The following is a 26,770-nucleotide window of genomic DNA, read 5'->3' on the forward strand; positions in this document are numbered from 1 at the left end:
GAGGTGTCGTATGTCTTCTTCCGCCAGGGTAACCACGGTTCCGGCGCGGCCAGCCCGGTTGCTGACGCAGAACCGAGAGATGCGCGCGATCGGTGTATGGAACTGGACGCTACCTGCGCTGGCCGCCCGGCTGCCTGATGGCCGGACGCAGGTGACCTGCCCGGCGGCGAGCGCGTGCGCGCGGATCTGCTACGCGCGCAACGGAACCTATCTCTTCCCTGCGGTAAAAGCCAAACATACCGCCAATCTCGCGTACGTCCTGGACGATCTACCTAGCTGGACAGATGCGATGATCCACGAACTGTCGGCGCCGCGCCTCATCGGAAAATTTATCAGAGTGCACGACGCAGGGGATTTTTTCAGCGATGCCTACACTTTGGCGTGGTGTCGCGTGATGCGCGCCTGCCCGCAGGTGACATTTTACGCCTATACCAAGGAAGTTCGGCGGTTCAAGCGGCTGATCGAACCGGACCCGCCCGAGAACTTCCTGTGGCTATACAGCTACGGCGGTCGCGAGGATTCGTTGATCGACCCCGACCGTGACCGGATCGCCGATGTGTTTCCCGATGAGGACGCCATCACCGAGGCCGCCGGGTGGTCGTCGCAGGAAGCCTCGGATCTGCTCGCCGTACTCGGCCCGCGATTGGTCGGGGTGCCCGCGAACCGCATCCCGCAGTTCCTCAAGCGCATGGGCGGGCGACGGCTGTCGCAGTGGCAGGCCGAGATCGACGCCGAACGGGCACACAAGCGGCGCCGTCATCTGCGACTCGTGCCCAACGACCCGTCCGCTCCTACCCCGATGCCGGAAGGCGAACCGAGCGCCGACGCCGAGCGCTACGCGGCCTGAATCCGCATCCTTTCAACTTTTCCCTGCGAGAGGGGATTTCTGATGTCATCCACTCAGTCTGTTGTCGCTTCGGCGAGGACGCTTGCGTCACCGTTGCAGGACTACCTCCGCGATCCAGGTGCCGCAGTGGGTGCCGTCGTCGCGGCATTGCGAGACTTCGCACTGACCTGGGGGCCACTCGTCGCGCCGGCCGTTGCCCTGGCGGTGGCTGGCGTCGTGGTCGGGCGACGGTGGTGGGCCCGCCGATGCCACAACCGGATGGCCGCCGACGCCCGGGTGGTCACAGTGCTGGCTCCGCCCACGGTCGATCCGGACGGCGCGGCAGCCTTGTACTCCAACCTGGTCGGGCTGTTGCGATCCGGCTGGAAACGGCGGATGCACGGCCAGCCGCACATCGTGTGGGAGTACGTGTTTTCCCACGCCGGGGTCGCCTTGCGGCTGTGGCTGCCAGGCGTCGTGCCGCCCGGCATGGCCGAGCGCGCCATCGAGGCTGCCTGGCCCGGCGCGCACACCCGGACCACACCGGCCAAGCCGCCGATCCCCTTGTCCACTCCGCCGGGCAAAGCGGTCGAGGCCGTGGGCGGCGAACTGCGCCTGGCCCGCAGCGAGGCACTGCCCATCCGGTCGGACTTCCCCGCCGATCCCGTCCGCGCCTTGCTGGGCGCCCCGGTCGGCATGGCCACCCACGAACGTGCCGTGGTGCAGATCCTCGCGCGCCCGGTCACCGGCGCTCGTGTCCGCAAAGCCCGCCGAGCCGCCCGCCGGGTCCGCACGGGCAGCTCGGTCCGGCTGGCCGGGCGCCTCCTGGACCTGATCACCCCGCACACCGGCTCGCGCAAGCCCAGCACGACCGCGAAGCAGCCGGTCGTCGATCACCAGACCTCGCTGGAGAACTCCGCACAGGACCGGGTCATCGTGGCCAAGCAGCGCAGCTCCCAGTACGAGACCCGCATCCGGTATGCCGTGGCCACCCTGGTCGACGAGCACACCACCGGTGCGCAGCGGGTTCCGGTGCGTGAACACTTGCGCGGACGCGGGCATGCCATCGCCAGCGCGTTCGCGGCCTACAGCGAACACAACTTCTACCGTCGCGTCCGGCTCACCAACTCCATCCGGGCCGTGGCCGAACGACGCCTCACCTCCGGCGATCTACTCTCGATCGCCGAGCTAGCCGCGCTCGCGCACGTCCCGACCGACGAGGCCGTGCCCGGTCTGCAGCGTGCCGGAGCCAAAGCGGTGCCGCCGCCACCGGGGATCGCCACCGAGGGCGTCGGAGTGAAACCGATCGGGATCACCGACTCCGGCCGCTCCCGGCCAGTGGGGCTGCGCGTCGCCGACGCGCGCCATCATCTGCACATCCTGGGTGCGACCGGCTCGGGCAAGTCCGAGCTGATGGCACGGATGATCCTCGACGACGCCGACGCCGGCCGCGGGCTGGTCGTCATCGACCCCAAGGGCGACCTGGTCGCCGACACCCTGATGCGGCTGCCCGCGCGCCTCGGGGAGAAGGTGGTGCTCTTCGACGCCGACAGCCGATCCCACCCGCCGGTGCTCAACCCGCTCGAAGGCGACGACACCGCCCGCACGGTGGACAACCTGGTCTCGATCTTCTCCCACGTGTACGCCTCCAGCTGGGGCCCGCGTACCGAGGACATCCTGCGCTCGGGGCTGCTGACGCTGCGCGAGCTGCCCGGAACGCCCACGCTGATCGACCTGCCGAAACTGTTGACGGTGCCCGCCTTCCGGCAGCGTGCGCTCGAACAGATCTCCGACGATGTCCTGACCGGCTTCTGGCATTGGTACGACGATCTGTCCGACGCCAGCCGGGCACAGGTCGTCGCGCCGCTGATGAACAAGCTCCGCGGCCTGCTGCTGCGCCCGTTCGTGCGGGCATCCCTCGCCGGCGGCGAATCCACCGTGGACATGGACGCGGTGCTCGACGGCGGAATCTGCCTGGTGCGCCTGGGCAAGGACGCGCTCGGAATGGATACCGCGCGGCTGATCGGCTCGATCGTCGTGGCCCGGACATGGCAAGCCGCGACCCGGCGTGCCCGGATTCCGCAGCGCGACCGGCACGACGCCTCGCTCTACATCGACGAGTGCCACAACTTCCTCAATCTGGCGTACCCGATGGAGGACATGCTCGCCGAAGCCCGGGGTTACCGGATGTCGATGACGCTCGCCCACCAGTACCTGCGGCAGTTGCCGCGCGAACTGGAGGAAGGCATCAGCACCAACGCCCGCTCGAAGATCATTTTCTCGGCGTCGCCTGAGGACGCTCGTCACTTGGCCCGGCACACCGCGCCGCGGCTTTCCGAGCACGATCTCGCCAATCTCGGCCGGTTCCACATCGCCGCGCGGCTGGTGCTCGATAGCGAGGAAACTCCCCCGTTCACCGCGGTCACCGAGAAGCTTCCACCCGCGATTCCCGGTCGAGCCAAGGAGATCCGTCGGCTCGCGCGGGCGAACAACGAACCGCGGAGCACACCACCACCAGCCGAGAACGTCCAGCCCGTGGCGTTCGATCCCCGGCGCGCGGCCTGACTTACCCGCTCGTTTGTTCCCGCAGTGCGTTGCTCCGCCCTGCGAAGTTGGAGGTGCTCGTCACGATGGTCAGTAACCCCACACAGCAGCGGCAACTGCGTTCGCACCGGCCGGAACGTCCCGCGGCGCGGGTACTCAACTCCGCCGAGCATCACGCGTGGCTGGCCCGGCATCTCACCGACCGCGACCGGTGGCTGTGCCGGATGCTGTTCGAGCACCACGTACTCACCAGCACCCAGATCATCGACATCGCCTTCGCCGGGCGCCGCGCAGCGAACCTGCGCCTGCGTAACCTCTACCAATGGGGCGTGGTGCACCGGTTCCAGCCGCACCGCGACCGCGGCTCGCACCCGATGTACTACGTCCTCGACACCGCCGGGGCAGTCGCCCTCGCCCGCGAAGACGGCATCGATCCCAAGGAACTCGGCTACAGCCGCGAACGCGAGATCGGACGCGCCTTCTCCCTGCAGCTGGCGCACACCGTGGGCTGCAACGGACTGTTCACCACCCTGATTTGCCGAGCACGTCAGCCCGGTGCCGCTGGCGTGCTCGCCGCATGGTGGTCGGCCGCCCGCTGTGGCCGGCACTGGGGCGACATCGTCACCCCGGACGGCTACGGACGCTGGCAGGAAAACGGCAGGGAGGTCGAGTGGTTCATCGAGTTCGACTTCGGCACCGAGCAACTATCCCGGCTGGCGGGAAAGTTAGCCCGCTACGAGCGCCTGGCCGACGCCACAGGCATCACCACTCCGGTCCTGGTGTGGCTGCCCAGCGCCACCCGCGAAGCCAACGCCCGCAAGGCCCTGGCCGAGGCGCTGCGCGCGCTCGACCGCCCCGCACGCGTGCCGGTCGCGACCACCAGCGGCGAAGCCAGCGCCGACCCACTCGACATGGCCGCGCCCCGCTGGCGCCGCGTCGACGAGTCCAGCGCCAGCGGGCGGGTCGCACTGGCCAACCTGCCCGCCCTGTGGCCGAGCCTGGGTGCTTCGGCGCCTCGCGGTGGACAACGTCCCACGGCAGTCACGTCTGCCGCCGCGCGCCCGGACGTGGCGCCACCCTCGCCGATGCCACCGCCCAATCCCGTGCGTCCACGGAGGTGATGTCGGCATGGGCAAGATCGCCGCGACCGGTGCCGGGTTCGTCTTCGTGCTCATTCTCCTCATCGGCGGCGGCGCCATCGCCGTTGTCCAAGCCGTCTTCGGCAGCTCCAGCAGTTCCGCTGGTGGCGTGAACTGCGCACCAGCCGGGGCGACCGCGACCTCGGCGGCGGGGTATGGCGCGCAGGAGATGGGCAACGCGGCGACGATTGTCGCCGTCGGCAAACGGATGAACGTTCCTGAGCAGGGCTGGGTCGTCGCGGTAGCAACGGCGATGACCGAGTCGAAGCTGAAGAACCTGAACTATGGCGACCGCGACAGCGTCGGCTTGTTCCAGCAGCGGCCGTCGCAGGGCTGGGGAACCGTCGCGCAGATCATGGACCCCACCTATAGCAGCGAGCAGTTCTACCGGCATCTGTTGGCGTTGCCGAACTGGCAGAACATGCCCGTCACCGTGGCTGCCCAGACTGTACAGCGGTCGGGCTTTCCCGACCGCTACGCGAAATTCGAGCAAGCAGCCCGCCAGGTCGTCGGGGCCGTACAAGGCGCCACCTGCACAACCAATGCGTTGACCGGCGGCTGGACGCCTCCGACCCGCGGCACCTGCACCTCCAGATTCGGGTACCGCGGTAGCGAGTTCCACAAAGGACTCGACATCGGTGCGCCCATCGGTACACCGATCCTGGCGGCCAACGCCGGAACGGTGATCAGCTCAGGACCGGCGTCCGGCTACGGGCTGTGGGTAAGAATCCAGCACGCGGACGGGATCGTGACGATCTACGGGCACAACGACCACAACCTCGTCCGCGAAGGGCAAACCGTTCAAGCCGGCCAGCCGATCGCCGCAGTCGGCAACCGGGGAGCTTCCACCGGAGCGCATCTTCACCTGCAGATCGAGGCCAACGGGCAGGCCGTCGACCCTGTGGAGTTCTACCGGCAGCGAGGAGGCCAGCTCTGCGGATAGGTACGCATAGTCGCGTTGTCTTCTACCAATTGGTCGGCGGCACCGGGAAGACCTTTCGTGACGTCCCGGAGAGTTCCGGCGCATGATCCTGGTCTCCGACAATCGTCCAGACGCGTGAGTCCAGCCGTGGGTCAGCTCGTACCCGTGCTCGACCAAGAGCGAGTCCCATGTGGCGGCAGCAGTCACACGGTCGTCCGCGACGAATCGGTCGTCGGGAATGAACACCTTCACCTCGGCTTCGCCCGGTAGTAGTCGAAGCGGGCCTGGTAGAACGTGACCATCTCGCTACTCGATGTCTGTCTCTGCGGGCCGGGACAGCCCGGCGGACTACTCGTCAGCCGGGGCGCCTTTGAGGTGGTTGTAGAGGTTCGCGCGGCTGAGGCCGACCTCCTTGGAGATTCTGGTCTTCGGCACACCTGCCTTGTCGGCTTCCCGGATGTCGGCGAGCCGTTCGGTGCGTTCGACTTTCAGCTGCTTGGTCAGGATCTCTTTCATCTCCTGCAGCGAGCTTTCCACGTCCCGGATGCTCTCCAACGTGGTCTCGATCGCTTCCACGCGGTGCCGGCGGGCGCGCAGCTGCGCGATGTGCTCGTCCTTGTCCATCTGCGGCCCTCTCTCGCGTGGCCAGGTTTGGCCGATCTCCGGGCTTGGCTGACCATCTGTCTGCCGCCGTGTCGCCCTAGACACCTTACCGAGACAGCCCGCGGCCAGCAGGGGTGTGTCGTGACCAGCGATTCCTGGTCACGACATCCCTGCTGACCTGGTCTAACGGGTTCCGGCGAGTCATCGGAGTCCGCGGGTGACGGTGACCTCGTCGGCGCAGGTGACAGCGGTAGCCATCCCGGTACGCAGCAGCTCGTTCGTCCCGGCGGACTTCGCCGAGGTGACCGGGCCTGGGACTGCGTAGACGCGGCGGCCCAGCCTCGAAGCCGTACGCGCTACAGCCACGGCCGGGCTGCGTCGGCCGGCCTCGACGATCACGGTGGCCTCGCTCAGCGCGGCGACCAGGCGCTGCCGTGCGTAGGCACGGGTGCGGCGAGGTTTCGTGCCGAGGGGGTATTCGGTGACCAGGACTCCGCCGGAATCGGCGATCTCCCACAATAGCGGACCGTGTTCGGTGGGGCACGCGACATCGATACCACACGCCAGCACGACGAGGCACCGACCGCGTCCGGAGGTGCTCAGGGCGCCCCGCAGCGCATGGGCTTCGACCCCGAACCCGGCGCCGTTGACAACGGCGATGTCCCGGTCTGCGATGCCTCGCCCGAGTTCCGCAGCGACGTACTCGCCATACGGGCTGGCCGCCAGTGAGCCGACCATTGCCACCGGACCGGCGGTGAGAACTCCGAGCTGTGGGTCACCGCGCACCCACAGGCCCAGCGGTGCTCCTGTACCGGAAGCGGCCAGGTCATGGGCCGCGCTCGGCCAGTTGTCGTCCTCGGGGGTGAGCAGCCTGGCATGGCCCGCCTCGAGTGCGACGAGGTCGCCGCGTAGATCGGGCTCGGGCTGGACGACTTCGGCGAGCACCGCAGGGGGTGCACAACCGGCGCGGATGCGGTCGGCGGCGTCCACGGGGCCGTGAACTGCGGTGTAGGCGCCGACGGATTGCGTGGGTGGCTCAGTCGCGCGCATCAAGAACAGTCGTGCGCGGACGATGTCATCGGATGCAGGCATGGCAAACCTCAATCGTTCTCAGAGTTAGTGACACAAATAGCGGACTATCGGATCTCGGGAGGGCCCTTCGAACAGGCACAGTCCACTAAGGATTTACGGCCGTGATGATCTCCGCCATCGACACGTCGTTGCGGAACCGATGCCCGATCTTGTCCTCGATCCGGGCGTACTCGGCCGCAAGGTCTGGCCGAAGTCGGGCGGCGCGGAGGAGATCGGCCCGGCTCCCGAGAATGCACAGAGAGCACGACAACCGGGTCATTCCGGCGTCGTAAGCGGGGTGATAGGGCACATCGCTCGCGCGAATGTGTTGCCATACCTCCGTTTCGGTCCACTCGTGGATGGGCAGCCAAGTGCAGACTTCGCGCCGGCCGTTGCTCGCGGCGTTATCCCGGCTCAGCTTCGACTGCTGCTACCGGGCACTATTTAGTCAGGACGAATGCCCTTCGGTGCAGTGACCAAGCGTGAAGGCGTGCCGGTCGGCGGCCGTTACAAAGCGGTGTGACTTAACGAGCAGGTCCTGGCGCGCAGTTGGCGAGGTCACCAGTTGGCAAGTCGCGCGGGCCGAAACCGCGACGACGAACGTTAACTGCCGGCTCCCGGCCAGGTCAGGCAAGCCGTCGTTGACCGTGCCTGCGGTGTCCGGCTGGTCGGATTCGGCTCCCACCACAGTGAAGGTGCGGTTGCTGCGATGGCCAGCCAAGGATGCGGCGCCAGCCCGATGCGACCGCGGTCGAACGCGCGACGTTCGGGCCGTTGCCCGCAACGCAAGGCGGACCCCTCAGCGGGAGCGCTAGGTGGTCTAAAGGTCGAGCTGTTCGAGGGCGGCGAGGTACGCCTCGGTGTAGGTCGGGAATTGGGCGACGCCGTCGAGCAGCGTGTCGATCGGGATCTGTGCGCGGATGGCGAGCGCGGCGGTGTGGATCCATTCCCCGGCTTGGGGTGCGATGGCCCAAGCTCCGATGAGCGTCCGCTGGGTGCGGTCGGCGATGAGACCGAGGGTGCCGGCGGGGTCGGTTTCGTAGGTCCAGGGCCGCGCGATCGATTGGGCGAGGTCGAGTTCGGTGGTGGCGATGTCGAGGCCACGCTGGCGGGCTTGGTCGGTGGTCAGGCCGACAGCGGCGATCTCGGGTTGGGCGAACACGACGCGCGGGATGCCGCTGTAGGTGGCATGGCGGGGTGTGCCGAGGATGTTGTCGGCCACGATCCGTCCTTGGTACATGGCGACATGGGTGAACAGTGCGACTCCGGTGACGTCGCCGAGCGCCCACAGGCCGGCGGTGACGCGGCAGTGCTCGTCGACCTTCAACGCGCCGCGCGGGTCTGGTGCGATCCCGACAGTCTCCAAGCCGAGCCCGTGAGTGCGGGGGCGGCGTCCGGCGCCGAGCACGACGACGTCGGTGCGCACGGTGGCGCCGTCGTCGAGGTCGATCACCGTATCGGCGCCGTCGCGGCGCGCGGCGGTGGCCTGCCGGCCGAGACGGACGTCGATGCCGTCGGCGCGCAAGTGGGTGGCGACGATGTCCCCGACGCGGGGGGCTTCCCGGTCCAGCAGCCGGTCGCCGCGCTGGATCAGGGTGACCTGGGCGCCCATACGAGCGAGGAACTGGCCGAGTTCGATCCCGACGGCGCTGCCGCCGATCATCACGACCCGCTCGGGGATCTCGCGCAGGGTGGTGGCTTCCCGGTTGGTCCATACACTGACCTCGTCCAGGCCCTCGATGGGTGGGCGGATCGCGTCGGAGCCGGTGGCGATCACCACGTGCTCGGCGGTGAGTTCGCGGCCACCGGCCCGCACCCGCCATGGGTCCCGGCCCACCAGGGCCGCGGTGGCCTTGACAACGGTGACGCCCTGCTTCTCGTATCCGGTGACCTGCTCGGTGTCGTCGAGGTGGCGGATCATGTAGTCGCGGTAGTCCCGCAGCGCCGCCCAGTCCTGCGTCGGAGTGGACAGGCCGGCCGCGTGCGCGGCTTCGGCGCGGGCCTCGGGCGGGCGCAGCAAGGTTTTGGATGGGATACACGCCCAGTAGGCGCACTCCCCGCCGACCAGTTCCTGCTCGATCAACGCGACCCGCCGTCCACCCGCGTGCAGGCGGGAGGCCGCGGTCTCGCCGCCCGGACCGGCGCCGATCACGATCACATCGAAGTCCGTACTCACAGTGGGTGTCCCTTCTCGGCATTGATGGTTCGGGCGGCGAAGGTGGGCGTCAGCAGCACCCTCCGGACTCGGGCTCCTCGGATTGAGCGGCGTCCAGTCGCCGGCCGAGTTGATAGGCGTCGGCGACCGGGAGAACCGATCCGCCGGGGTGCTCAGCGAGCCAGGTCGCCGCGGCGTCGGCGTCGGCGAAGAAGTGCACGTGGTTGCAGAACGAGGCCCGCACCGAGACCAAGTCGTCAGGCGTGACGATGGAGACCACCGCGGTCTCGGGCTCGACATCGCTGACTCGGTCGGGCTCGACGGTGAGCCGTATCGGCGCACCGGTGCTGTGGCAGGGGGATTCAACCTGGCCGGATCGGCCGAGGGTGGCGGGGAAGATGAGGGTGTCCAGGGCGCACCAGGTGTAGAGCTGGTGGCCGTCGACGGTGAAACGGTGCGGCGTCGGGCGCTGCGTGATGCCATAGCCGACGATCCGTCCGGCGTCGTCGTATTCGGTGTCGCGCAGCCGGCCCACCGCTTGCGCAACCTCGTCACCGGGGCGGCCGGTGGCAGCCGCGAGGTCGGCGATCGTGACGGGTTCGCCACGGGCCAGTAGCCGCAATAGCGGCTGCCACAGCCATCCAGCCGGGCTGTCCTGCCGCGAGAAGACATTGTCCATAGTGGACGCGATGGTGTTCAGGGCCTTTGGCATCGAGTCAGTCCTTCCAGGGCCGGGTTTCAGGAGGCGCAGCAGGAGAGCTTGGCCACGTCGCGGGTGAAGGTTTGGGCGGCGAGTTTGAGGCCCTCGGCCATCGTCAGATAGGGGCACCACAGGCCGGCCATCTCGTGCACGGTCATCCGGTTGGCCAGGGCGTAGACGGCGGTGGCGATCACGTCACCTGCGCCGGCGGCCAGCACGTGTGCGCCGAGCAACCGCCCGGAGCCTTGTTCGGCGACGAGTTTGATCGCGCCGCGGGTGTCGCGGTTGACCAGCGCCCGCGGCACGTATTCCAGCGGCAGCACCCGGCACTCGCAGGCATAGCCCTGCTCGACCGCCTGGACGTCGGTCAGCCCGGCCGAGGCGAGGCTGGGTGTGGTGAAGGTGACCGCGGGCAGGTGGTGATAGTCCAGTGTGCGCCCGGCGTCGTCGAAGGCGTTGTCGACCACGACGCTGCCGTGCGCCCCGGCGACGTAGACGTACTGCGGGTGCCCGGTGACGTCCCCGGCCGCCCAGACGCGCGGGTTGTCGGTGCGCAGATGCTCGTCGACCACCACCTCCCCGCGAGGCCCGGTCTTCACGCCCACCGCGTCGAGATTGAGACCGGTCGCGACCGGGTTCCGCCCGGTCGCGAGCAGCAGCCGCTGGCCAGTCACTCGCTGCCGACCGGCGGTGACGACGACGCCCGAACCATCGGCCTCAACCTGGGTGGCGCGCTCGGCGATCACGGCGATGCCGTCGTCAGCGAACACCCCGGCCAGCAGGCCAGCGAGTTCGGGCTCGGTGTGCGGGGCGAAGCGGCCCACGATGCTCACTCGGACACCGAGGTGCGCGAACAGTTGCGCCTGCTCCAGCCCGACGTAGCCGCCGCCGACGACGACCAGCGATTCCGGCAGTTCGGTCTGCTTCATCGCGGTGGTCGAGGTCAGGTAGTCCACCCGGTCGGCTCCGTCGAGGCCCTCGGTACGCGGGGTGGAGCCGGTGGCGATCAGGTAGTGCTCGGCCTCGACCCGGACGTGGCCGCCGTCGTGCAGGTCCACCTCCAGCGCCGGTCCCTCAACGAACCGGGCCACGCCGGGCAGGATCTCCCAGCCGTACTCGGCGGCCAGGTCGACGTACTTCTCCGCCCGCAACCCCGCCACCAGCGTGTCCTTGCCACCGATCAGCGCGGCGGCGTCCACCGGGCCCGCGCTGGTGGAAATCCCCGGAAAGTGCTGGCCCAGCGCCCCATGGCGGGCCTCGGCCGCGGCCAGTAGCGCCTTCGACGGGACACACCCGACATTGACGCACGTGCCGCCGACGGTGCCGCGCTCGATCATCACCACGCTCTTGCCCTTGCCACGGGCCGCGATCGCCGCCGCGAACGCACCCCCGCCCGAACCGATCACCGCCAGGTCGTAACGCACCATCGATCTCCTCCCACTCACACATTCGTCTTCCCGGATGCATAAATGCTAACCTCAGATTCGTACATCCGGATACGACAGACACTCGATGTGAGGACGGCGACCGTGGCCGACGCTTCCGAACGCAGCAGCACGCTGCTGCCCACCGAGCCGAACGGGGTGCAGATGATGGCGAAATTCTTCCGCGCCCTCGGCGACCCCGCACGGCTGCGACTGCTGGAGTTCCTGCTGCACGAGGAGCACTCCGTCGGCGAATGCGTCACGCACATCGGCCTGTCCCAGGGCCGGGTGTCCAGTCACTTGGCCTGCCTGTCCGACTGCGGCTACGTGCAGCTGCGCCGCCAAGGCCGCTTCGCCTACTACCGGGTCACCGACCCCCGCGTCGCGGAACTGGTGCTGCTGGCGCGCTCGCTGGCCGCGGACAACGCCGCCGCCCTCGCCGCGTGCATGCGCATCACCGCCCCGAACGCCTGACCAGCCGAGGAGACCGCCTCCATGTCGAGCAACCCCGGCTCCGAGGGCAAGCGCACCGCGCTCGCCACCGCTGGTTTCCTGCTGCTCCCCATCGTGTGTTGCGGCCTGCCGGTGCTGATCGCCGCCGGAGCTCTTGGCGCGTTGGGCTCGGTACTGGGCAACCCCTGGGTCATCGGCGCCGCCGTCATGGTGGTCCTCGCCGCGGCGGCGTGGTTCGCACGCCGTCGTATCACCCGACACGCCACCACCCGAGACGACTCGTGCTGCCCGCCCGTGCCACCCGCCCGCGACCAGTCCGATCGGCCCCACGAGCCCTCCCACCCCAACCAGGAGTTCTGACCCATGCCTGACGCACCCGCCCCGACCGGACCTGCCGCGCCGCGTTCTCGCCGGCGACCGGTCACGATCGCTCTGGCCGTTCTCGCCGTCGTCGGGATCGCCGCCGTGCTGTACTCGGCGTTGTCCCCGTCGAGCAAGCAGACCACCTCCCCACCCGCTGCCGACGGCAGTGCGAAGGCCGGGACCACCGCCGCGGCGGGAGCGTTCACCGCCCGAACCCTGCAGGGCGAGCAGGTCGCGGTGCCCGGCTCGCGGCCCAGCGTCCTGTTCTTCTTCTCCATCGGGTGCGGCAGTTGCGGCCCGGCCACCCACACCCTCGCCCAGGTCCAGCAGGCCGTCGGCACGAAGGCGAACTTCGTCGCCATCGACGTCGACCCCGGCGAAACCGAGCAGGACATCACAGACTTCCTCACCGCCAACCAGGCCACCAGCCTCGCCTACGCCAGCGACAGCAACGCCACCCTGATCAGCGCCTACCAGGTCACCCAGCTGTCCACCGCCGTCGTGCTGGACGCCTCCGGCAAACCGGTGTTCCGCGCTGTCGAGCCCACCGCCGACCAGATCCGTGCCGAACTGGCCAAGGTGAGCCAGTGACCGGCCCGCTGCTGGCGCTCGCCTTCGGCGCCGGGATGCTCGCCCCGGTCAACCCCTGCGGGTTCGCCGTGCTGCCCGCCTTCCTCACCTACGCCGTCGACACCGGCGACGGCCAGGCGGACGCGCGTCCCGGCGCTGTGTCCCGGCTGGCCGGTGGCCTGCGCGCCGGGCTCGCGCTGGCCGCCGGGTTCGCCAGCACCTTCACCGTCATCGGACTACTACTCGCCCTCGGCTTGCGTTCCCTGACCGGCGTCATCCCGTGGCTGGCCGCCGCGCTCGGCGCGATCCTGGCCGTAGGCGGCGTGGCCATGGTCGCCGGATGGCACCTGCCGCTGCGGCTACCCACCCGCCGCTCCAGCACCCCCCGTCAAGGCCCGAGGGGCATGGTGGCCTTGGGCGCGGGGTACGCGCTGGCCTCGGCCTCCTGCACGCTCGCGCTGCTGCTCGCGGTGGTCACGCAAGCCTTGGCCAGTACCAACATCTCCGGTGTCCTGGTCGTGTTCGGTGCCTACGCCGCTGGTTCGGCCACCCTGCTGCTGTCGCTGGCGCTGTTCGCCGCGTTCGCTAGCAGTCTGATCAACCGCTTCCTCCGACGGCTGCTGCCCCACATGAAACGCATCACCGGTGCCGTCCTCGCGCTCTCCGGCGGCTACCTGCTCCTGTACTGGCTGCCGCAACTACTCGGCGGACACCCCGGTACCGGGGCACTCACCGGCATCGTTGGCACCGTCTCGGCGTGGATCACCGGACACCAACTCGCCATCGTCATCACCGCGCTCGGCCTCATCCTCGCCACCACCATCGCCGCCCTCGCCGGACGCCGACGCAGCCACACCACCACCGCCACCGCCGAGGACTGCTGCACACCCAACGCACACCTCGAAGAAACCATGGACCAGACACCTGGACACCGCAGCAACTGACCAGCCGGAGGGGACCCGTCGTTCTCGCCGTGACTCCTGAACACAGCGTCAGCTGCAGATCGCCCGCTACAACCGGGAGGATTGGCGCCACTGTGACCGTCTAAACCAAGGTTACTCAGGGCCGTGCTGGCGTTGCGGCTGGCGGAGACGACTGGCGACATAGCTGGCGCGGTCACCGCCGTTCTCCTTGTGCCAGGCGCTGGCGGTGGAGTCGGCGACGCCAAGCAGGTCGGCGAGCATCTTCCAGTGCACGGCACCGACCAACGCGAGCCAGGCTCCGTTGCGCGCCGTGCGGGTGCTGGGAACACCCAGCTTGCGCAGACGCGCTTGCAGGGTGGCCGAGGCCATCGGCTTGTCGGTACGCAGCCCAGGAAACAAGAACGGGGTGGGTCGGTGTCGCAGCGCGGCGGCGAGCGGGCGACGGTCGTCAACCAGCCGTTGCAGCAGTGCGGACAGCCGTGGCCGCAGCCAGAGCGGATCACGGCCGAGTCGTAGACCGAGAACATCGGGTTCATCGGGGTGCACCAGCACGTGATCAGTGGTCAAGTTCACCAAACGCCCACTACTTTGTCCGTACTGCAACACCAGGCAGCCAGCGACCCGATCGGCAAGCGCCAGCGATTCCTCGCTCTCCATCCTGATCGCCAGCAAGACCCGCTCGGCGTCGCTCATGACCTCCCGATCGCCCGTACGGGCCGAGGTGCCGATCGCGACCTGCTCTGGTGCAAGGCCCGTGCTCGCGGCCCACAGCAGGAACGGGCGGGCGTAGGGCTGGCGCGGCCGATTGCGGATCAGCCACCGATCCACCAGAGGCTGGGTCAGCGTGGCTAGCTGGGCGCCGCGGTTACGGACGTGGCCCAGCAGCAGCCGCGCAGCCTCCATCTGACGGCGGAGGTGCTCGCGCTGGTAACGCGTAAAACCGGAATCCTGTTCGGCCCGCTGGTAAGCCAACGGCATCAGATGCCAGCGTATGTAGCGGGCCAGCACGATCTTGTCCTGCTGGTGGACCACCCGCGCCAGCACGAGCTGCACATCGCGGGCCAGTTGGGCAAGTTCTTCCTCACGGGGCGGAAGGGTCTCGGCGAGCACGAGCAAGCCACGCAGATGCTGCACCTCCGTGGTCTGGCGCAGCTCGTCCAACGCCTCGTGCGAGCATGCCAGCTCACCGGTCACCATCCGACGGATGAGCTGCCCACCGGGCCGCCGCAGATACCAGCACAGCGAGTACGGGTTGTCGTAGTGAGCCAGCAGTTCGACCAACGGAGCCAACCACGACGCGGGTTGCCCATCAGATTGGGTGAACAGCTCCACCAGATCCCGCTGGGCCGTGCAGGACGGGCACCGCCCACGCAGCAGCCGCCCCATCGCCCCGCACGTCGGACAGTGGTAGGAGAAACTGACACCCGCGCAGTCGGGACACAGCGGACCAGCGGCCTCGCGGCGGAACACACCGGCCACCTGCCCGCATCGGTGGCAGGGCCCGTGTGTGAGTCGAACAGCGTCCACACAGGACAGACACGCTGGACCTTCCGGCCATCGACGTTCCGCGCGCGCCGTGGTACCGCAGCGAGCGCAGGGCACCCGCGCAGCGGAATAACACGGCACGCACCGGGATGCGCCGTCCACCTCGGCAGCCGGCATCGACGGCCGTTGACCGCAGTCGGTGCACGGCGGACCGGGACGCACCACCTCCCAGCACGCCTTGCACCACGGCCCGAGGTCATCACGAGCGCAGACGATCCGGCTGGCCCCGCAGCCCGAGCACGGCTCCGCCTGGTCACGACGCCGACACTGATCGCACCACGGCTCGCCGTCGGCATCGCGGTAGGCCACCGCCAGTAGCCGGCGGCAGCTGCGGCATGGTTGACGCGGGCTGGCCTGCTGGGCGCAGGCTCGGCAGACCCCGGTCGAGAGGACGCCGACCTTGCGGGTCTTGCCGCAGCGTGGACACAGCACCACTGGCGCCCGCCGGTGGTCGCACTTCTCGCACAGCGGCCCGTCCTCGGTGACCCGACTGACCGGTTTGTCCTCACCGCAATCCAGGCACCGGCGTAGCGGCCGGGCATGCTCACGCTGGTAGCACGCCTTGCACACCGGGTGCCCCTGGTCGCGGACAGCGATCGGCGCCGTTCGCCCGCACCGCGAGCACGGCTCGGCCAGATGCCTCTGGCGGCACCGCTCGCACCACGGCCCCTCATCAGTGTGGGCGGCGGGCAACGCGACCGTTCCGCAGACCCAGCACGGCTCACGGGGCAGCGTCTTGCGGTGGCAGGTGTAACACATCCGGCCCTGCGGGGTGTTCTTGGTGGACTTCAGTGTCCGCGCGCACACGCAGCAGGGTTGTGGCACGCGTCGTTCGCGCTGCCAGCACCGCGAGCACACCGGCAACCCGTTGCGGCGAGCGGCTATCCGTCCCGTACGACCGCACGCCGAACAGGGCTCGGCTCTGCGCTTGCCTGTGCAGGTCTGACACCAAGCGCCCTCGGGCGTGCGTCCAACCGGGACGGTCAGTCGACCACAACCGCAGCAGGTTTCCTTGTCCCGACTGCGGTGGTAGCACGTGTGACACAGCCCCCTGGTGACCAGAGCCCGGTCGCGGTGGCATTCAGCGCAGACTCCTCTGCCCTTCACCGTCAGCGCCCCTCGTCGGTCAGCTCTCGGCGTCGAAGAAGTTGGCCGACAGCAGCGGTCCGTCCGGCAGGACAGGTCGCGGACCGCTCGGAGTTGCCGACACGCCCTGGTCCGCCGGTTCGATCCTGACCACGAGGTCCTCGAAGCGGCACTCCAGGATCTCGCAGAGCGCCAGGATCAGCTCGACCGACATCTTCGGCGGTTTGTCGGTCTTGACCAGCCGGTAGATGGAGCTGCGATCGAACACGAAGCCGCGCTTGCGTAGCTCCGGGATGAGTTTGGTGGTCGTGGTCCAACTCTTGCGCACCGCCATCAGTTGCAGCAGCCGCCACTCGTAGCAGGGCTGCAGCGCCTCCAGCTCGACCCGCGGCTGATCGCCAGGGTCGGGAGTGGAGACAGCCTTCATCGCGCCTTCCTCCGGTTCGCGGACGACCGTGGCGGTTCCTGATCGTCGAAGGCGTCGTCCATATCGGCCTCCGCCTCGGCCTGCGCACACGCCCGACGCAAGGCGTCCTCCTCGGCAGCGTCCAGGGCGTGCCGCACCTGAAGATTCTTGAAATCGCTACTGACGGCAGTATAAATAGCAGTGGTCGCCGCATGGGAATGGCCAACCTGGTCAGTGACAAATTGGGCGTCGTACCCCGATTCGATAAGCCTGGTCACGTACGTGTGCCGCAAACAATGGGGAGACAGATAGTCCGCCAGGTGCGCCAACTCGCGCCAATGCTTGAATCGATCATTCACCGATCGTAGCGATATCATCTCACCGCGCTCGGTGGGGAACATGACTCCGTCGTCGTCCCGATCGACGTAGAACAACGGTCGAATGTCGTGCATGTAGAACTGGACGGTCTGCACGGCCCACGGCCAGACCGAGATCACCGTGCGCCGCCGCGGGGGTTGCCCGGCGCTGGCCTTGCCCCATCGCACAGCCAGCGCCGCGTGGTCGCCGAACTCGGGCAGCTTGGCCTGACGCCGCCAGTCGTGGGTTTCCAGTCGAGCAGCTTCTCGCCGGCGGAGGCCCCAGCCGTAGACGACGCTAAATAGTGCCAAATCGCGCGCCGCGGCGAGCGCACCCTTGTGTCCCTCGGCCTGCAAGCGTCGGATCTCCGGATCCATCTGCCCGAAAAATGCTTTGGTTTCGGTCCGAGTCAGCGGCCGGTTTCCGCTCGGACGTCCCATGTATTCCTGGGAATGGCGCACCGAGTTCAGATCGCGGATCGCGTTGGCCGGGAAGGTGCCGAACAGTTCCAGGCAGACTTGCGGCCATTCGTAGGCGGGGTCGGTGATGTAGGTCAGGAAATGCCGCAGATGCAGTTGATAGCTGGACATCGTGGACGCGGCCTTCGAGTCGGCCAGCATTGCCGACCACCGATCAAACAGCGCGCGGTTCCACGACGACTCCCAAGGGTAGGCGTCCGCGAACGTCTGCACCTGGCGGGCAACCCGTTCCCGCTCCTTGATGGTGTCCATCGACAGGCGACGGGCGCGTTGGTGCTGGGCGAAGCCGGTCAGCATCTTCTCGAACGCCGCCTCCGCTGGCCGCAGCATCGGCACACCCGGCACCACATGCAGCGTGGCCAGCCCCGCGACAGCGGCGTCGCCCCCGCCTGGCTTGCGTAGCCGACTCACCATCGACAATCACGCTCCGCATCGTCAGGTGCCGCCAACTCGTGCCCAATTGGTGCGCTCAGCGCATCAGTGATGGGTACAGTACACCAGTCTCAGGAACGTGCAGCGTGGCGCCACCACGGCGCGTCGTGCCGTGTGCTACAACTCGACATCGAACGGAACGGACACCGCCGAGATGGCGGTCCGCATCAATCGCGCGGCGATGCGTCCTGCGCATCATTGCCCACAGTTCTTCAAACGCGCGCGAGACTCCTGGGAACGCAGGCCCATGCAGTTGAGCACCTGAGCGGGCCGGTCGATCGCGCCTAGCTCGTTGACCAGCTGCGTGATGAGTTTCCTTGCTGGGCCACGCTTCTGGTCAGAGGTGCAGTAGCGAGCTGTGGCCGACGGCCAGCGCCCGCGCTGGCGTACCTGGGTCAGCAGGTCTCCCTGCTCGCGGTGGCGCTCCTCGTATCGGACACCGTAGTGAACGGCTTGCCGCCTAGCGAGGTCCGCGGTTCCTGGCCACTCGACGCGTCCCAGCGCACAGTGCAGGACCGTGATCCGGTCCAGGACTCCCGCATCAGCCGCGCGGCGGCAGACGACGTCGAGCATGGCCTGGGAATCCTTGCCGCCACTGGAATTCACCAGAATGATGTCGTAACCAGTCAGGTTCGGATCATCCGGCATTTCGTGGTAGTCGTGATGGTGGCCCATGTGCGATCACCCGACGATCTCGATGCTGTCGAGGCGGCGCACGTGCTCGACCTCGTCGTCCTCCACAGAACACCTCGCGTCGTCGAGAACAGCCGGGTTCTTCTGTAGCAGCTCCCGCAGCCCTTCGATCGTCGCGCTCACTGCGAGCTGCTCGCGGGCGAGGTCCACGTCCCGGTTCACGGCTGACGGATCGTGCGTGAAGACTGCGCGGGCTTCGTCCACAGTGAGTGTCATCGCGAATTTCTGCATTAATGTCCACGAGATACGGAATTCTTGGGCGCTCATAAGGATCTCCAATCAGGACAGAGAGCCCGTGGGGACGACATCGGATGCCGTCCCCACGGGCGAATTGTTTGTCATCGATGTGGCCGTGCGGCCAACGAGCCAGGATGCGCGTGCGTGGTTCGTGCCCAGGATGCTGGCGGCTTTCGGTCGACCGCGAAGGCAACCCGGCCTACTACTCGTTGCTGTCCAGGCGGAGCAGTTCGGCCAGTTCCTTCGGCGCCTTCTGCGCGGGCGGCGAAGAGGGCGCGGACGCGGTTGCCGATTGTTCGGAGGCTTCGAGGGCTTCCAGCTTCCGTCGCACGGCCGTGAGCGACTTGTACGGGTGACCCGTGGCTCCATGATCCTGGGCCGCCTGGCTTTTCAAGTAGGAAACCATGATCGCGGCCTCCTTCGCGCTCATCTCGAAGACAGCAGTGGTCGCGGTCAGCCGGACGTGTGCCGCCTGCTCGCTACTCATCGTTTCCCTGAGCGCCCGGACGTTATCGTTGGTGAGTTTGATCAGTTTCGCTTCCGTCATTGCTGTTTTCCTTCCTTTCTTCCGTTCCCGCCGGACCTGTCGTTGTTCGGCGGCTATCGATCGGTGCCGATCTCGGCCAGGTAGTCGTCCCGGCCGTCGCTGATGGCGGCGGTGAGGTCGACGTCGAGGGCGTCGGCAAGGTGGTGCAGGTCCGCGACGAAGTCGCCCATGAGGGCGTGGAAGGTCTCATAGCCGCCGACCTGTGCGGCATAGGCGTTGATGGCCGTTGCCGCGAATCCGGCCTTACGGGTGTTGTCGTGAATGATGTCGTCGCGGTTGGCGGTGTCCCGCGGCTCACCGTCACCTGCGAACATCGCCGGGTCCAGTTCATCGATAGCGACGACCCCGAGGGGACGTACTCGATTTGAGTTGGCATGCATGGCTTTCCTCTGTTTCCGCTGTCGTTCGATCTGTCATCTGTGCGGCACAGCCGCGCGGTTAAAGGTGTGGCTGTGAAAAGTGGAGGGGCCGTCAGAGACGGCCCCCTCTTTCCGCGATGGCCGGGCCGTCCGGCGTCGTGGTCGGCTACCGGTCGGAGTCAGTCGGCGCGCTCCCACTCGAAGGTGGCTCCGATCGAGTAGCGGCCGTCATCGGCGGCAGTGATCCGGGCAGGCAGGTATCCGTCTTCGCCGATGGCCTGGTGGTCGACCATGACGATCGTGTCGCCCTCCCAGTAGGCGAGGTCAGATCCCTCGGGGTACTTGCGAGCGGTGTCGCTGATCCACGCGACGACCACCTCGGCCACGGTGCGCCGGAAGCGTGGGCATCCGGCCCTGCTCCACCCGTGGATCTCCGAGGCGAGCGCGGGAAAGGCGGGGTCCGTGCCGTCGATATTGATCGTGACCAGGATTTCGTCGTCCTCGGGCACGAGCCGGGCGAAGTCGGCCAGAAGACCGGCATCAGCCAGCGAATCGGTTGGCGGGGCAGTGAGTTCCCTGCACCACCCGCGATAGCCGATCGCGTAGCGGTCGTCCTCGTCCGGCTCGACCCGGCCCGGCCAGTTCTCCTCGGTTTCGAGGACCGTCAGCACGTCGCCGTCGAAAGTGGCCGTGTCGGGCCATTCTTCGGGATCGTCGTCGTGCATCGTGTTGAGCCACAAGGCAATGGCGTCGGCGGCAGTGCGCCGAAACCGGGGCACAGCGAACCCGCTCCAACGCTCGTCTTCGACGATCGCCGGGAAAACCTGCGTGGTGTCGGCGAGCGCGACGTACACCTCGCCATCGGTCGCGATGAGATTCGGTGCGGACATAGCAGATCCTTTCCTTACACAAAGGGGTTATCGGGTCGTGGTGATCGGCTGCGTGGTCCAGGCGTAGAGATCGCGCGCCATGCGGGCGTGCTGGCGGCAGTAGAGGGTGTGCGGTGCGCTGCTGGCCTGTTGGGTTGCGCGACGGTGGCAGTAGCGTGGCGAGCGGCCGTCGCCGAATTCGGTTTGCCAGGCGCACACCCGGAGGCGGCGGAGGAAGACCACGAGGCCCGGTCCACCGTTGACACCGAACCATCTGCCGCCATCGTTGTCGGTGGCGTGCCAGGTGAAGCGGGTCCAGCGGTGCCCGGTGGGCGTGGTGGCTCGTTCGCCAGTCTGGTGCCGGTCGGCCGGGTCGATGGTGGCGAGATGCCCGCCGGACCAGGTCGTGAGCGTGGCACTGTCGCAGGAGACGTAGGCGGCGAAGCGGGTCGCGTGGTTGAGTGCGTCGCGCTGTCGTTCGTCGGCGCAGGCATAGCAGGCGGTCGCGCCGGTAGCGGAGTCGGTCGCGAATCCGGTGCCGATTCCGTCGGGCACCGGAACATGTCCGCAGTCGAGTCGAGTGGCCGAGGGTGCGATGGTCGTGGTGTTCATGGCGATTTCCCTTACTGTTGGGAATGAAATGAGTAGATGCGCGCCTGCGTGCGCGGTGGCCCATATTTCGTCGGTGGGTCGGGTTCCGGAGTACGTGCATCAGTTGATCCGGTCGGTGCCTGGCGCCTCGTACGCCTCGACGACCTCCGGCGGCATCTGCTCAGTGGTGCGGTGGCCGCGCAGCTTGTGCCAGGCGACGGTCCAGGTGGCCTCTTTCTCTCCGGGCCGTGGCGGTGGGAAGACCGGGTTCGGCACGGTCACCGACTTCTTGTTGACCCGCCGTATCCGCATCCACATGCCGTTGCAGAGCACCCAGTCGCCCTTGCTCACGGTGTCCGGCCCCAGCGTGGACGCCTTGCCCTCCGCCTGAAGCTGGGCGTAGACGCCCTTCCAGTACTCGATCTGCTCGGTGAGGGTGGTGACTTCGCGCCGCAGGTAGACCGCGCGCTCCTCGCCGGGGTGCCGGATACCCCACCGGTGCCGCGGCTGGCCGTGCTCGTCGGTCTCGGTCACCCAGGCCGGTTCGCCGTCGAGTTCGCGCTGAAGACGCCGACGGTCGGCTTCCTGCGTCTCGATCCGGTTGGCCACGGTAACCGGGTTGTGGCGGGCGCCCATGTGGTGCGACGCGGTCTCGGCGCGGCGCGCCAGCTCGTCGGCGTACTCACCCTGCTTGATGGATTTGCCGAGGTTGTTCCACGCGCGCTCGCGACGGTTGCGGTCGGCCTTGTAGCTGTAGTGATCGACCAGCAGCGGCTGGCCCATCGGGATGTTGTGGAAAACGTAGTCGGCTTTCGCCCGCGTGGCGTCGGCCTTGGCCTGATGCTTCCCAGAGCGCTCGGTGAGCCGGTCGACCCGGTCGTCCATCCGGTCGGCGAGATCGGTTTCCTGCTGCTCGACGCTGGGTATCGTGTCGTCGATGTCGCGCTCGACGGTGTAGCCCGCCTCGGTGAGCACGCGCTCGATCTCGGCGAGGGCGTACGGCTTGGACTGCCGATGCCGAGAGGATCGCAGCAGCCACGCCGTGGCGTAGCGGGACCAGGTCCACGACGGATGGGCCTTCAGCGCCAGGTGCGCAGGACTGTTACGAGTGGTTCCCTCGACGGTCGTGCCGGACTCGTAGTCGTGGTGGATTGTCAGGGTTCCTAGGGACACGGCGATGCGCCTCCTTCATTTCATTTCGCATGTGGTGCGGGCCGTCTTGTTCGGTCCGCCGAAATCCGGGCGGGTCAGTGGTCCTGGTCTCAACCCGCCGTTCGCGGGAATGTCGCCAGGAACGCAGCGACACGGGCGGCCTCGCTCGGAGCGACCGAGAAGGCGAACGCCACGTGTCCGCCGTTGCGGGGCACCGTGGCGGTGCCGGCCAGCGGACCCTGGTAGTGCACGATGGCTTCCTGCGGGTCGTGGCCGAGCGGGCTGGGGCCGGGCGTTTGGACGGTCGCGCCGAGCGGGTCCGCGATGGCGTGCGCGAGCCGGTCGCGCGCGGCGGCCTGGTCGTCGAGTCGTTGTTTCAGCTCGCGGGTTTCCGCGAGGGTGACCCGGTAGCCGGGCAGCAGTCGCCGGGCAGTTTCGGCGGCGACGGTTTCCGGTGTCTTGGCCCGTGACACCGTAATTTCGTGTGATGGCACCGGGTTTCCGTGGCGGTGCCGGATGGTCGCCAGTTTGGCCGGGAGGCTGGCGGACAGCCTGAGCCGTGGTGTCTTCTCCCAGTCGGAGTAGCACACGTGAACTTGTTCGCCGTCTGGGCCGATGAGGTAGCGGTCTCGCTGACCGTGGTAGCCCGATTCGATCGTCCACGTTCCGTCGAGCGCTTCAGCCATCGCTGCCGCGAATGCCTGCATGTCCATGGGTTGGTTTCCTTCCCGTGTCGGGGTTTTGTGTGCACTGGTTTTGGTTCCGGGCGCCGGTTGTGGCCATCTCGCGGCCACGGCCCCCGCGCGGCGCATGGCCGCGCGGGCACCGAAGCGGCGACGCTCCTTTTCAGACCGAAGCCAGCACCTTGCCGAGCGTCGTCACGGTTTCCTGGTCGAGCGCGTCGGCCTTGCCGTCCACCGCGCGGGACATGTTGCGTTCGGCGCGGGAGGCGTTGCGCACGATCGCTTCGTGATGGGTGTAGGTGTTGATGGCCTGCACCACTCCCCACGCGGTACCGCGCCACGGGCTGACGCGGTTGTCGCTGTTCCACAACCGGGTCAGCGCGGCCCGCTCGTTCGTCGCGGTGGTGCGGGCGCGGCCCTTCTCCTCGGGCACCGGGGTGTGTGCGTCCAGGAAGGCGCGCCATGCCTGGTCGGTCACGGTCGTTTCGCACAGGGCCTTGACCTCGGCGGCGAATTCCTCGGCCACGGTGTGGACCATCGCGAGCGCGTCGCGGGCCTCCACGATCCGGAACTTGCCGTTCTTGGAGTGCTTGACCTTGAACTGCTGGCCGTACTCGCGCAGACCGGCCGCCATCGTGTTGTCGCACACCACGTTGGTCACGGTTCGCTTGTAGGTGGTGGCCAGGCTGCCGTCGTGGCTGGTGCAGGCGACCAGGTTCGGCCGGAACTCCACCCCTTCCGGGGTGGTGATGTTCTCGGGCACTTCCACGCTCACCCATGCCTGTCGGCGGTCGCGCAGCAGGCCCGCGGAACCGATCGACAGACCGTCGTCAAGGATCGTGCCGACCTTGTCGAGCAGCCATTCCTGGTACTGGTGCACGGTGTACCCGTCGGCGAAGATCCCGAGGACGTCCCCGGTATCCGATGCGGTAATGGCCTGCTTGTTCGGCACGCGGCGCAGACCGAACTTGCCCGCGACGAGCACCGGTTCCGGTTCGGCAGTCCAGTGGAACAGTCGGCGCTGCACGTCGGCGACCGGGATAGCGCCGGGGTAATGGTTCGGCTCGCTGCCCTGCGCGGAAGCCCGGTAGTGCCACGCGTGCCCGCGCTTGTCGGTGAACCCGATCAGAACGTTGTTGTTGAGCCATTCGCTGGTTTCTTTGGACATGACGAACCCACTTTCGTTATCGGAGGTGATACGGGAAACCCGTTATGCGGTCACGGCGTCCGCGCGCCAACGCGCGCGGCACCGAAACGACACAACACGGTGTGCCTAGTCGCCGTAGTGAGACTTCATGGTTTCTTCCGCTTGGTTCAGTACGGCGCGTTGCGTAAGCCATCGTTCGGCATCGGTGAAATGTCGATGCCATACCTCGGTTTCATCTGGTTCGACCGAACAGAACGCCAACCCGCGCCACAATCCGCGCCATCGAAGAACGACCCGTATGTGTCCGTGTTCGGTGGCGTAGGCGAATACTGATTCGTCGCCGGGCTGTTCGTGACCATCCGGTCCTGATTCGGCGAGATAGCGAACGACCAGGCTCACCATAAGCTCATGGTCGGCGGCGAGGATGGACAGTGCTTGATAAGCGCACTGGACTCCGTTCCTGTCTGCATAGTCACTGAAGATCACATACTGGCGGTCCCGCTCATGTCCGGCGGGTTGATTGTTGGTATTCACGGGCGCGTCTCCCTCGATCTTTGTTGCGCGGTTGACTTGTTCGCTACGCCACGTTTTTGCCATAGGGGTAGACAACGGGGTAGCAGTGTTCGCAACCGCGCAGGGTTTCGCGGACGTCGGACATGGTCACGGTGTGATTACCGTGCCGGTATCCGTCGACCATGACGGAAATGCATTCGCAGTCGTCTTCTGCGTAGTATTCGGCGCAGTCGTAATGCAGCGGCTCATCAAACGTTGTCGCGAGCCACTTGTCGCATTCAGTGCATTCCCGATAGCCCAGATTGGACATGATGTGGTCGATATCCCAGCCGTGACAGTCGGTGCACAAGCCCTGTCCGTCATCGCTCAGCGCGGACACAACGTCGGCCGCGACGCCTTCCGGAACATCGTAGGAATCGACCAGAACGCGCGCGGCGTTCTCCGATTCCCGTTCGGACAGGTCTTCGTCGTCGAGCAGGGGGTATCCCGCGAGAGAGGCGCCGATACGGGTAGCAGCCTCACGCGCGGCGGAATCCCCGTAGTCGCAGGCAAGAAGCCCGTACCACTCTGCCGCTTTACCTGGTGCCGCCTCCTCCATGAGCCGCATTGCCGCTTGCGCATTGGACACGTCCGCCAAATGGGCGCACTGGTGCCCGGTGACGTAGTCGCCAGGAATCGACAGCGGATCACCGCCCGATCCGAGTACGAATCCGAAACCGGACCAGTCATTACCTCGGGCGCAGTCTTCGCCATCCCATGTCCCGTAGCGGAAATTCTGCCTGAAGTACAGGTGCGCATCGTCGGACAGGGAAATTTCAATGTTATTCATGATGGACACTCCCAGCGGGTGCGGATGAGTACGTATCACAGGCCGCATGCGGCAACGAAACGGTCGCGACTGAATCGAGGGTTTACCGATTTGAAGTACGCACACAAGGCGTCGGCGAGCGCTTTTCGCTCGTCGTCGGCGGCAACTTCCCGACGTACGGAATCCGCAATCTCTTTGAAGTCCTGACGAGTCATGACAGATTCTCCAATCTTGTTGTAGTTGCATGTTGTTTGGCGGTTCAAGCCAGTTGCGAACTGGTACGGGCCGAAATGTGGACACATCAGGCGCGAGTCATGCAAAGGGGAACATCTTCTATGTCCGTGCAATGCGTAATCGCAAGTGATAGCGCCCGGTCAGCCGGTAGCGCATTCCCTGAACCTCCCCAAGGGGAAGCCGTTATGTCTAGTACACAACGCAGGGAACCATGCCCGTAAGACATAGCGTGCTATGAACAGAAAAAACGCGACGCGCTTGAGAGAGTCGTTCAATGTCGGCAACCGCTTTACACAATCCGGACGCCCACACGTTGTGACGTTTGTCGGTGCTAGACCACCATGTAGTTATCTTGGGGACACACCTCTGACAGGCATGCCTTTTATGCGCGCTACTCCGCTCTATAGCAAGGGATTCACATAACGGGGCTGCAAGCGCAGTTACTACGCATCTCAGACTAGAAATGCGCGTTTGGCTACGCGTCGTTCCCCACTACTGCCCTGCACGGTTTCGCTGCTGTCCGCGCGGCCCAAGCCGCTGCCCGCGCTGTGCGGGTCTTATGGTTCGTAACGACCAAACCTTTAAGGAAGAGAAAGGAAGGAGATCGCTCGCGGGACGCCGTGTCCCGGTCCTCACGCCCTTCTCTGTCCCATCCGCTCCGGTCTGTCTTGGTTACATGTCTAGGTTGACACATTGCCTAGACACTTTCAAGCTTCAGGCGGGTTCCGTTATCTCGCCGTTACCTTTGGCGCCGGCCTTGCCGCTCAGGCCGCTCGGGCCCTTGAGCAGGGAAGACGCAGAGGAAGAGAAGACCCGCACAGCGGCAGCCAGCGACCGCGCCCGCGACCCGCACAGCGGCAGCCAGCGACCGCGCCCGCGACCCGCACAGCGGCAGCCAGCGACCGCGCCCGCGACCCGCACAGCGGCAGCCAGCGACCG

29 protein-coding genes are annotated in these 26,770 nt (G+C 67.1%); 8 read left to right on the forward strand and 21 right to left on the reverse strand.

The features are described from left to right. Positions 1 to 10 precede the first annotated feature (10 nt). From ACFVM3_RS13350 to ACFVM3_RS13365, 4 genes are all read left to right on the forward strand, one after another. Entirely contained in the window at positions 11 to 847 is an 837-nt protein-coding gene (locus ACFVM3_RS13350) for a hypothetical protein (protein ID WP_378438400.1), read from the forward strand. 42 nt (positions 848 to 889) lie between these two features. Continuing rightward, positions 890 to 3,391 (forward strand): type IV secretory system conjugative DNA transfer family protein, encoded by a 2,502-nt coding sequence (locus ACFVM3_RS13355; RefSeq protein ID WP_378438402.1) that lies wholly within the window; start codon positions 890 to 892, stop codon positions 3,389 to 3,391. Positions 3,392 to 3,456: 65 nt separating this feature from the next. Next, positions 3,457 to 4,491, forward strand: coding sequence for a replication-relaxation family protein (locus ACFVM3_RS13360; protein ID WP_378438404.1), 1,035 nt, complete (start codon positions 3,457 to 3,459; stop codon positions 4,489 to 4,491). 7 nt (positions 4,492 to 4,498) lie between these two features. Further along, entirely contained in the window at positions 4,499 to 5,452 is a 954-nt protein-coding gene (locus ACFVM3_RS13365; protein WP_378438406.1) for a M23 family metallopeptidase, read from the forward strand. 327 nt (positions 5,453 to 5,779) lie between these two features. On the opposite strand, the gene ACFVM3_RS13370 is transcribed toward ACFVM3_RS13365, so the two are convergent. The 7 genes from ACFVM3_RS13370 to merA all read right to left on the reverse strand — a co-directional run bounded on the left by ACFVM3_RS13370 (position 5,780) and on the right by merA (position 11,387). Beyond that, the gene (locus ACFVM3_RS13370; RefSeq protein ID WP_378438408.1) at positions 5,780 to 6,055 is read right to left on the reverse strand and encodes a hypothetical protein; all 276 of its coding nucleotides are present in this window, start codon (positions 6,053 to 6,055) and stop codon (positions 5,780 to 5,782) included. A gap of 180 nt (positions 6,056 to 6,235) precedes the next feature. Then, entirely contained in the window at positions 6,236 to 7,126 is an 891-nt protein-coding gene (locus ACFVM3_RS13375) for a DNA-processing protein DprA (RefSeq protein WP_378438410.1), read from the reverse strand. 85 nt (positions 7,127 to 7,211) lie between these two features. Then, positions 7,212 to 7,523, reverse strand: a complete 312-nt coding sequence (locus tag ACFVM3_RS13380; protein ID WP_378438524.1) for a phosphoadenosine phosphosulfate reductase family protein — start codon at positions 7,521 to 7,523, stop codon at positions 7,212 to 7,214. A gap of 30 nt (positions 7,524 to 7,553) precedes the next feature. After that, positions 7,554 to 7,790: a hypothetical protein gene (locus tag ACFVM3_RS13385; RefSeq protein ID WP_133116452.1), complete on the reverse strand. Its 237-nt coding sequence runs from the start codon at positions 7,788 to 7,790 to the stop codon at positions 7,554 to 7,556. A 135-nt stretch (positions 7,791 to 7,925) separates the two neighbouring features. Beyond that, complete coding sequence (locus ACFVM3_RS13390) at positions 7,926 to 9,281, reverse strand: dihydrolipoyl dehydrogenase family protein (protein ID WP_378438412.1); 1,356 nt, start codon at positions 9,279 to 9,281, stop codon at positions 7,926 to 7,928. 49 nt (positions 9,282 to 9,330) lie between these two features. Beyond that, positions 9,331 to 9,972: an organomercurial lyase MerB gene (merB, locus tag ACFVM3_RS13395; protein ID WP_094865227.1), complete on the reverse strand. Its 642-nt coding sequence runs from the start codon at positions 9,970 to 9,972 to the stop codon at positions 9,331 to 9,333. A 26-nt stretch (positions 9,973 to 9,998) separates the two neighbouring features. Then, positions 9,999 to 11,387 (reverse strand): mercury(II) reductase, encoded by a 1,389-nt coding sequence (gene merA, locus ACFVM3_RS13400; protein WP_094865224.1) that lies wholly within the window; start codon positions 11,385 to 11,387, stop codon positions 9,999 to 10,001. A 102-nt stretch (positions 11,388 to 11,489) separates the two neighbouring features. Between merA and ACFVM3_RS13405 the strand changes: the two genes are divergently transcribed. The 4 genes from ACFVM3_RS13405 to ACFVM3_RS13420 are packed head-to-tail and all read left to right on the forward strand — an operon-like array spanning position 11,490 to position 13,714. Continuing rightward, positions 11,490 to 11,858, forward strand: a complete 369-nt coding sequence (locus ACFVM3_RS13405; protein WP_378438415.1) for an ArsR/SmtB family transcription factor — start codon at positions 11,490 to 11,492, stop codon at positions 11,856 to 11,858. 21 nt (positions 11,859 to 11,879) lie between these two features. Next, positions 11,880 to 12,197, forward strand: coding sequence for a hypothetical protein (locus tag ACFVM3_RS13410; RefSeq protein ID WP_094865222.1), 318 nt, complete (start codon positions 11,880 to 11,882; stop codon positions 12,195 to 12,197). Between the two features lie 3 nt (positions 12,198 to 12,200). Next, positions 12,201 to 12,791 carry a thioredoxin family protein gene (locus ACFVM3_RS13415; protein ID WP_094865220.1) on the forward strand — a complete coding sequence of 197 codons (591 nt, stop codon included), beginning with the start codon at positions 12,201 to 12,203 and terminating at the stop codon, positions 12,789 to 12,791. Then, entirely contained in the window at positions 12,788 to 13,714 is a 927-nt protein-coding gene (locus ACFVM3_RS13420) for a cytochrome c biogenesis CcdA family protein (RefSeq protein WP_094865218.1), read from the forward strand. The genes ACFVM3_RS13415 and ACFVM3_RS13420 overlap by 4 nt, the downstream gene beginning before the upstream one ends. A gap of 111 nt (positions 13,715 to 13,825) precedes the next feature. On the opposite strand, the gene ACFVM3_RS13425 is transcribed toward ACFVM3_RS13420, so the two are convergent. The 14 genes from ACFVM3_RS13425 to ACFVM3_RS13490 form a co-directional block, all read right to left on the reverse strand. Next, positions 13,826 to 15,079: a hypothetical protein gene (locus ACFVM3_RS13425; protein WP_378438418.1), complete on the reverse strand. Its 1,254-nt coding sequence runs from the start codon at positions 15,077 to 15,079 to the stop codon at positions 13,826 to 13,828. A 1,285-nt stretch (positions 15,080 to 16,364) separates the two neighbouring features. After that, a complete protein-coding gene (locus ACFVM3_RS13430) occupies positions 16,365 to 16,751 on the reverse strand; it encodes a helix-turn-helix transcriptional regulator (protein WP_094865216.1) in 387 nt (128 codons plus the stop codon). Continuing rightward, entirely contained in the window at positions 16,748 to 17,980 is a 1,233-nt protein-coding gene (locus tag ACFVM3_RS13435; RefSeq protein WP_094865214.1) for a tyrosine-type recombinase/integrase, read from the reverse strand. Before ACFVM3_RS13435 ends, ACFVM3_RS13430 begins: the two co-directional genes overlap by 4 nt. Before the next feature lie 213 nt (positions 17,981 to 18,193). After that, positions 18,194 to 18,673: a hypothetical protein gene (locus tag ACFVM3_RS13440; RefSeq protein ID WP_378438420.1), complete on the reverse strand. Its 480-nt coding sequence runs from the start codon at positions 18,671 to 18,673 to the stop codon at positions 18,194 to 18,196. Between the two features lie 6 nt (positions 18,674 to 18,679). Continuing rightward, a complete protein-coding gene (locus tag ACFVM3_RS13445; RefSeq protein ID WP_378438422.1) occupies positions 18,680 to 18,958 on the reverse strand; it encodes a hypothetical protein in 279 nt (92 codons plus the stop codon). Positions 18,959 to 19,130: 172 nt separating this feature from the next. Beyond that, complete coding sequence (locus ACFVM3_RS13450; protein WP_378438424.1) at positions 19,131 to 19,475, reverse strand: hypothetical protein; 345 nt, start codon at positions 19,473 to 19,475, stop codon at positions 19,131 to 19,133. Between the two features lie 53 nt (positions 19,476 to 19,528). Continuing rightward, positions 19,529 to 19,789: a hypothetical protein gene (locus ACFVM3_RS13455; RefSeq protein ID WP_378438426.1), complete on the reverse strand. Its 261-nt coding sequence runs from the start codon at positions 19,787 to 19,789 to the stop codon at positions 19,529 to 19,531. A gap of 224 nt (positions 19,790 to 20,013) precedes the next feature. Beyond that, positions 20,014 to 20,688: a hypothetical protein gene (locus ACFVM3_RS13460; protein ID WP_378438428.1), complete on the reverse strand. Its 675-nt coding sequence runs from the start codon at positions 20,686 to 20,688 to the stop codon at positions 20,014 to 20,016. A gap of 63 nt (positions 20,689 to 20,751) precedes the next feature. Next, the gene (locus ACFVM3_RS13465; protein WP_378438430.1) at positions 20,752 to 21,315 is read right to left on the reverse strand and encodes a hypothetical protein; all 564 of its coding nucleotides are present in this window, start codon (positions 21,313 to 21,315) and stop codon (positions 20,752 to 20,754) included. Between the two features lie 99 nt (positions 21,316 to 21,414). After that, on the reverse strand, positions 21,415 to 22,467 hold the full coding sequence (locus tag ACFVM3_RS13470) for a DUF3560 domain-containing protein (protein ID WP_378438431.1): 1,053 nt from the start codon (positions 22,465 to 22,467) through the stop codon (positions 21,415 to 21,417). Between the two features lie 89 nt (positions 22,468 to 22,556). Then, on the reverse strand, positions 22,557 to 23,159 hold the full coding sequence (locus ACFVM3_RS13475) for a hypothetical protein (RefSeq protein WP_378438433.1): 603 nt from the start codon (positions 23,157 to 23,159) through the stop codon (positions 22,557 to 22,559). Between the two features lie 133 nt (positions 23,160 to 23,292). Further along, positions 23,293 to 24,297 (reverse strand): DUF932 domain-containing protein, encoded by a 1,005-nt coding sequence (locus tag ACFVM3_RS13480; RefSeq protein ID WP_378438435.1) that lies wholly within the window; start codon positions 24,295 to 24,297, stop codon positions 23,293 to 23,295. Positions 24,298 to 24,402: 105 nt separating this feature from the next. Further along, positions 24,403 to 24,810 carry a hypothetical protein gene (locus ACFVM3_RS13485; protein WP_378438437.1) on the reverse strand — a complete coding sequence of 136 codons (408 nt, stop codon included), beginning with the start codon at positions 24,808 to 24,810 and terminating at the stop codon, positions 24,403 to 24,405. 43 nt (positions 24,811 to 24,853) lie between these two features. Beyond that, complete coding sequence (locus tag ACFVM3_RS13490) at positions 24,854 to 25,618, reverse strand: hypothetical protein (RefSeq protein WP_378438439.1); 765 nt, start codon at positions 25,616 to 25,618, stop codon at positions 24,854 to 24,856. Between the last annotated feature and the right edge of the window lie 1,152 nt (positions 25,619 to 26,770).

Origin of the sequence: Amycolatopsis sp. NPDC057786, assembly GCF_042797905.1 — a bacterium.
GTDB lineage: Bacteria > Actinomycetota > Actinomycetes > Mycobacteriales > Pseudonocardiaceae > Amycolatopsis.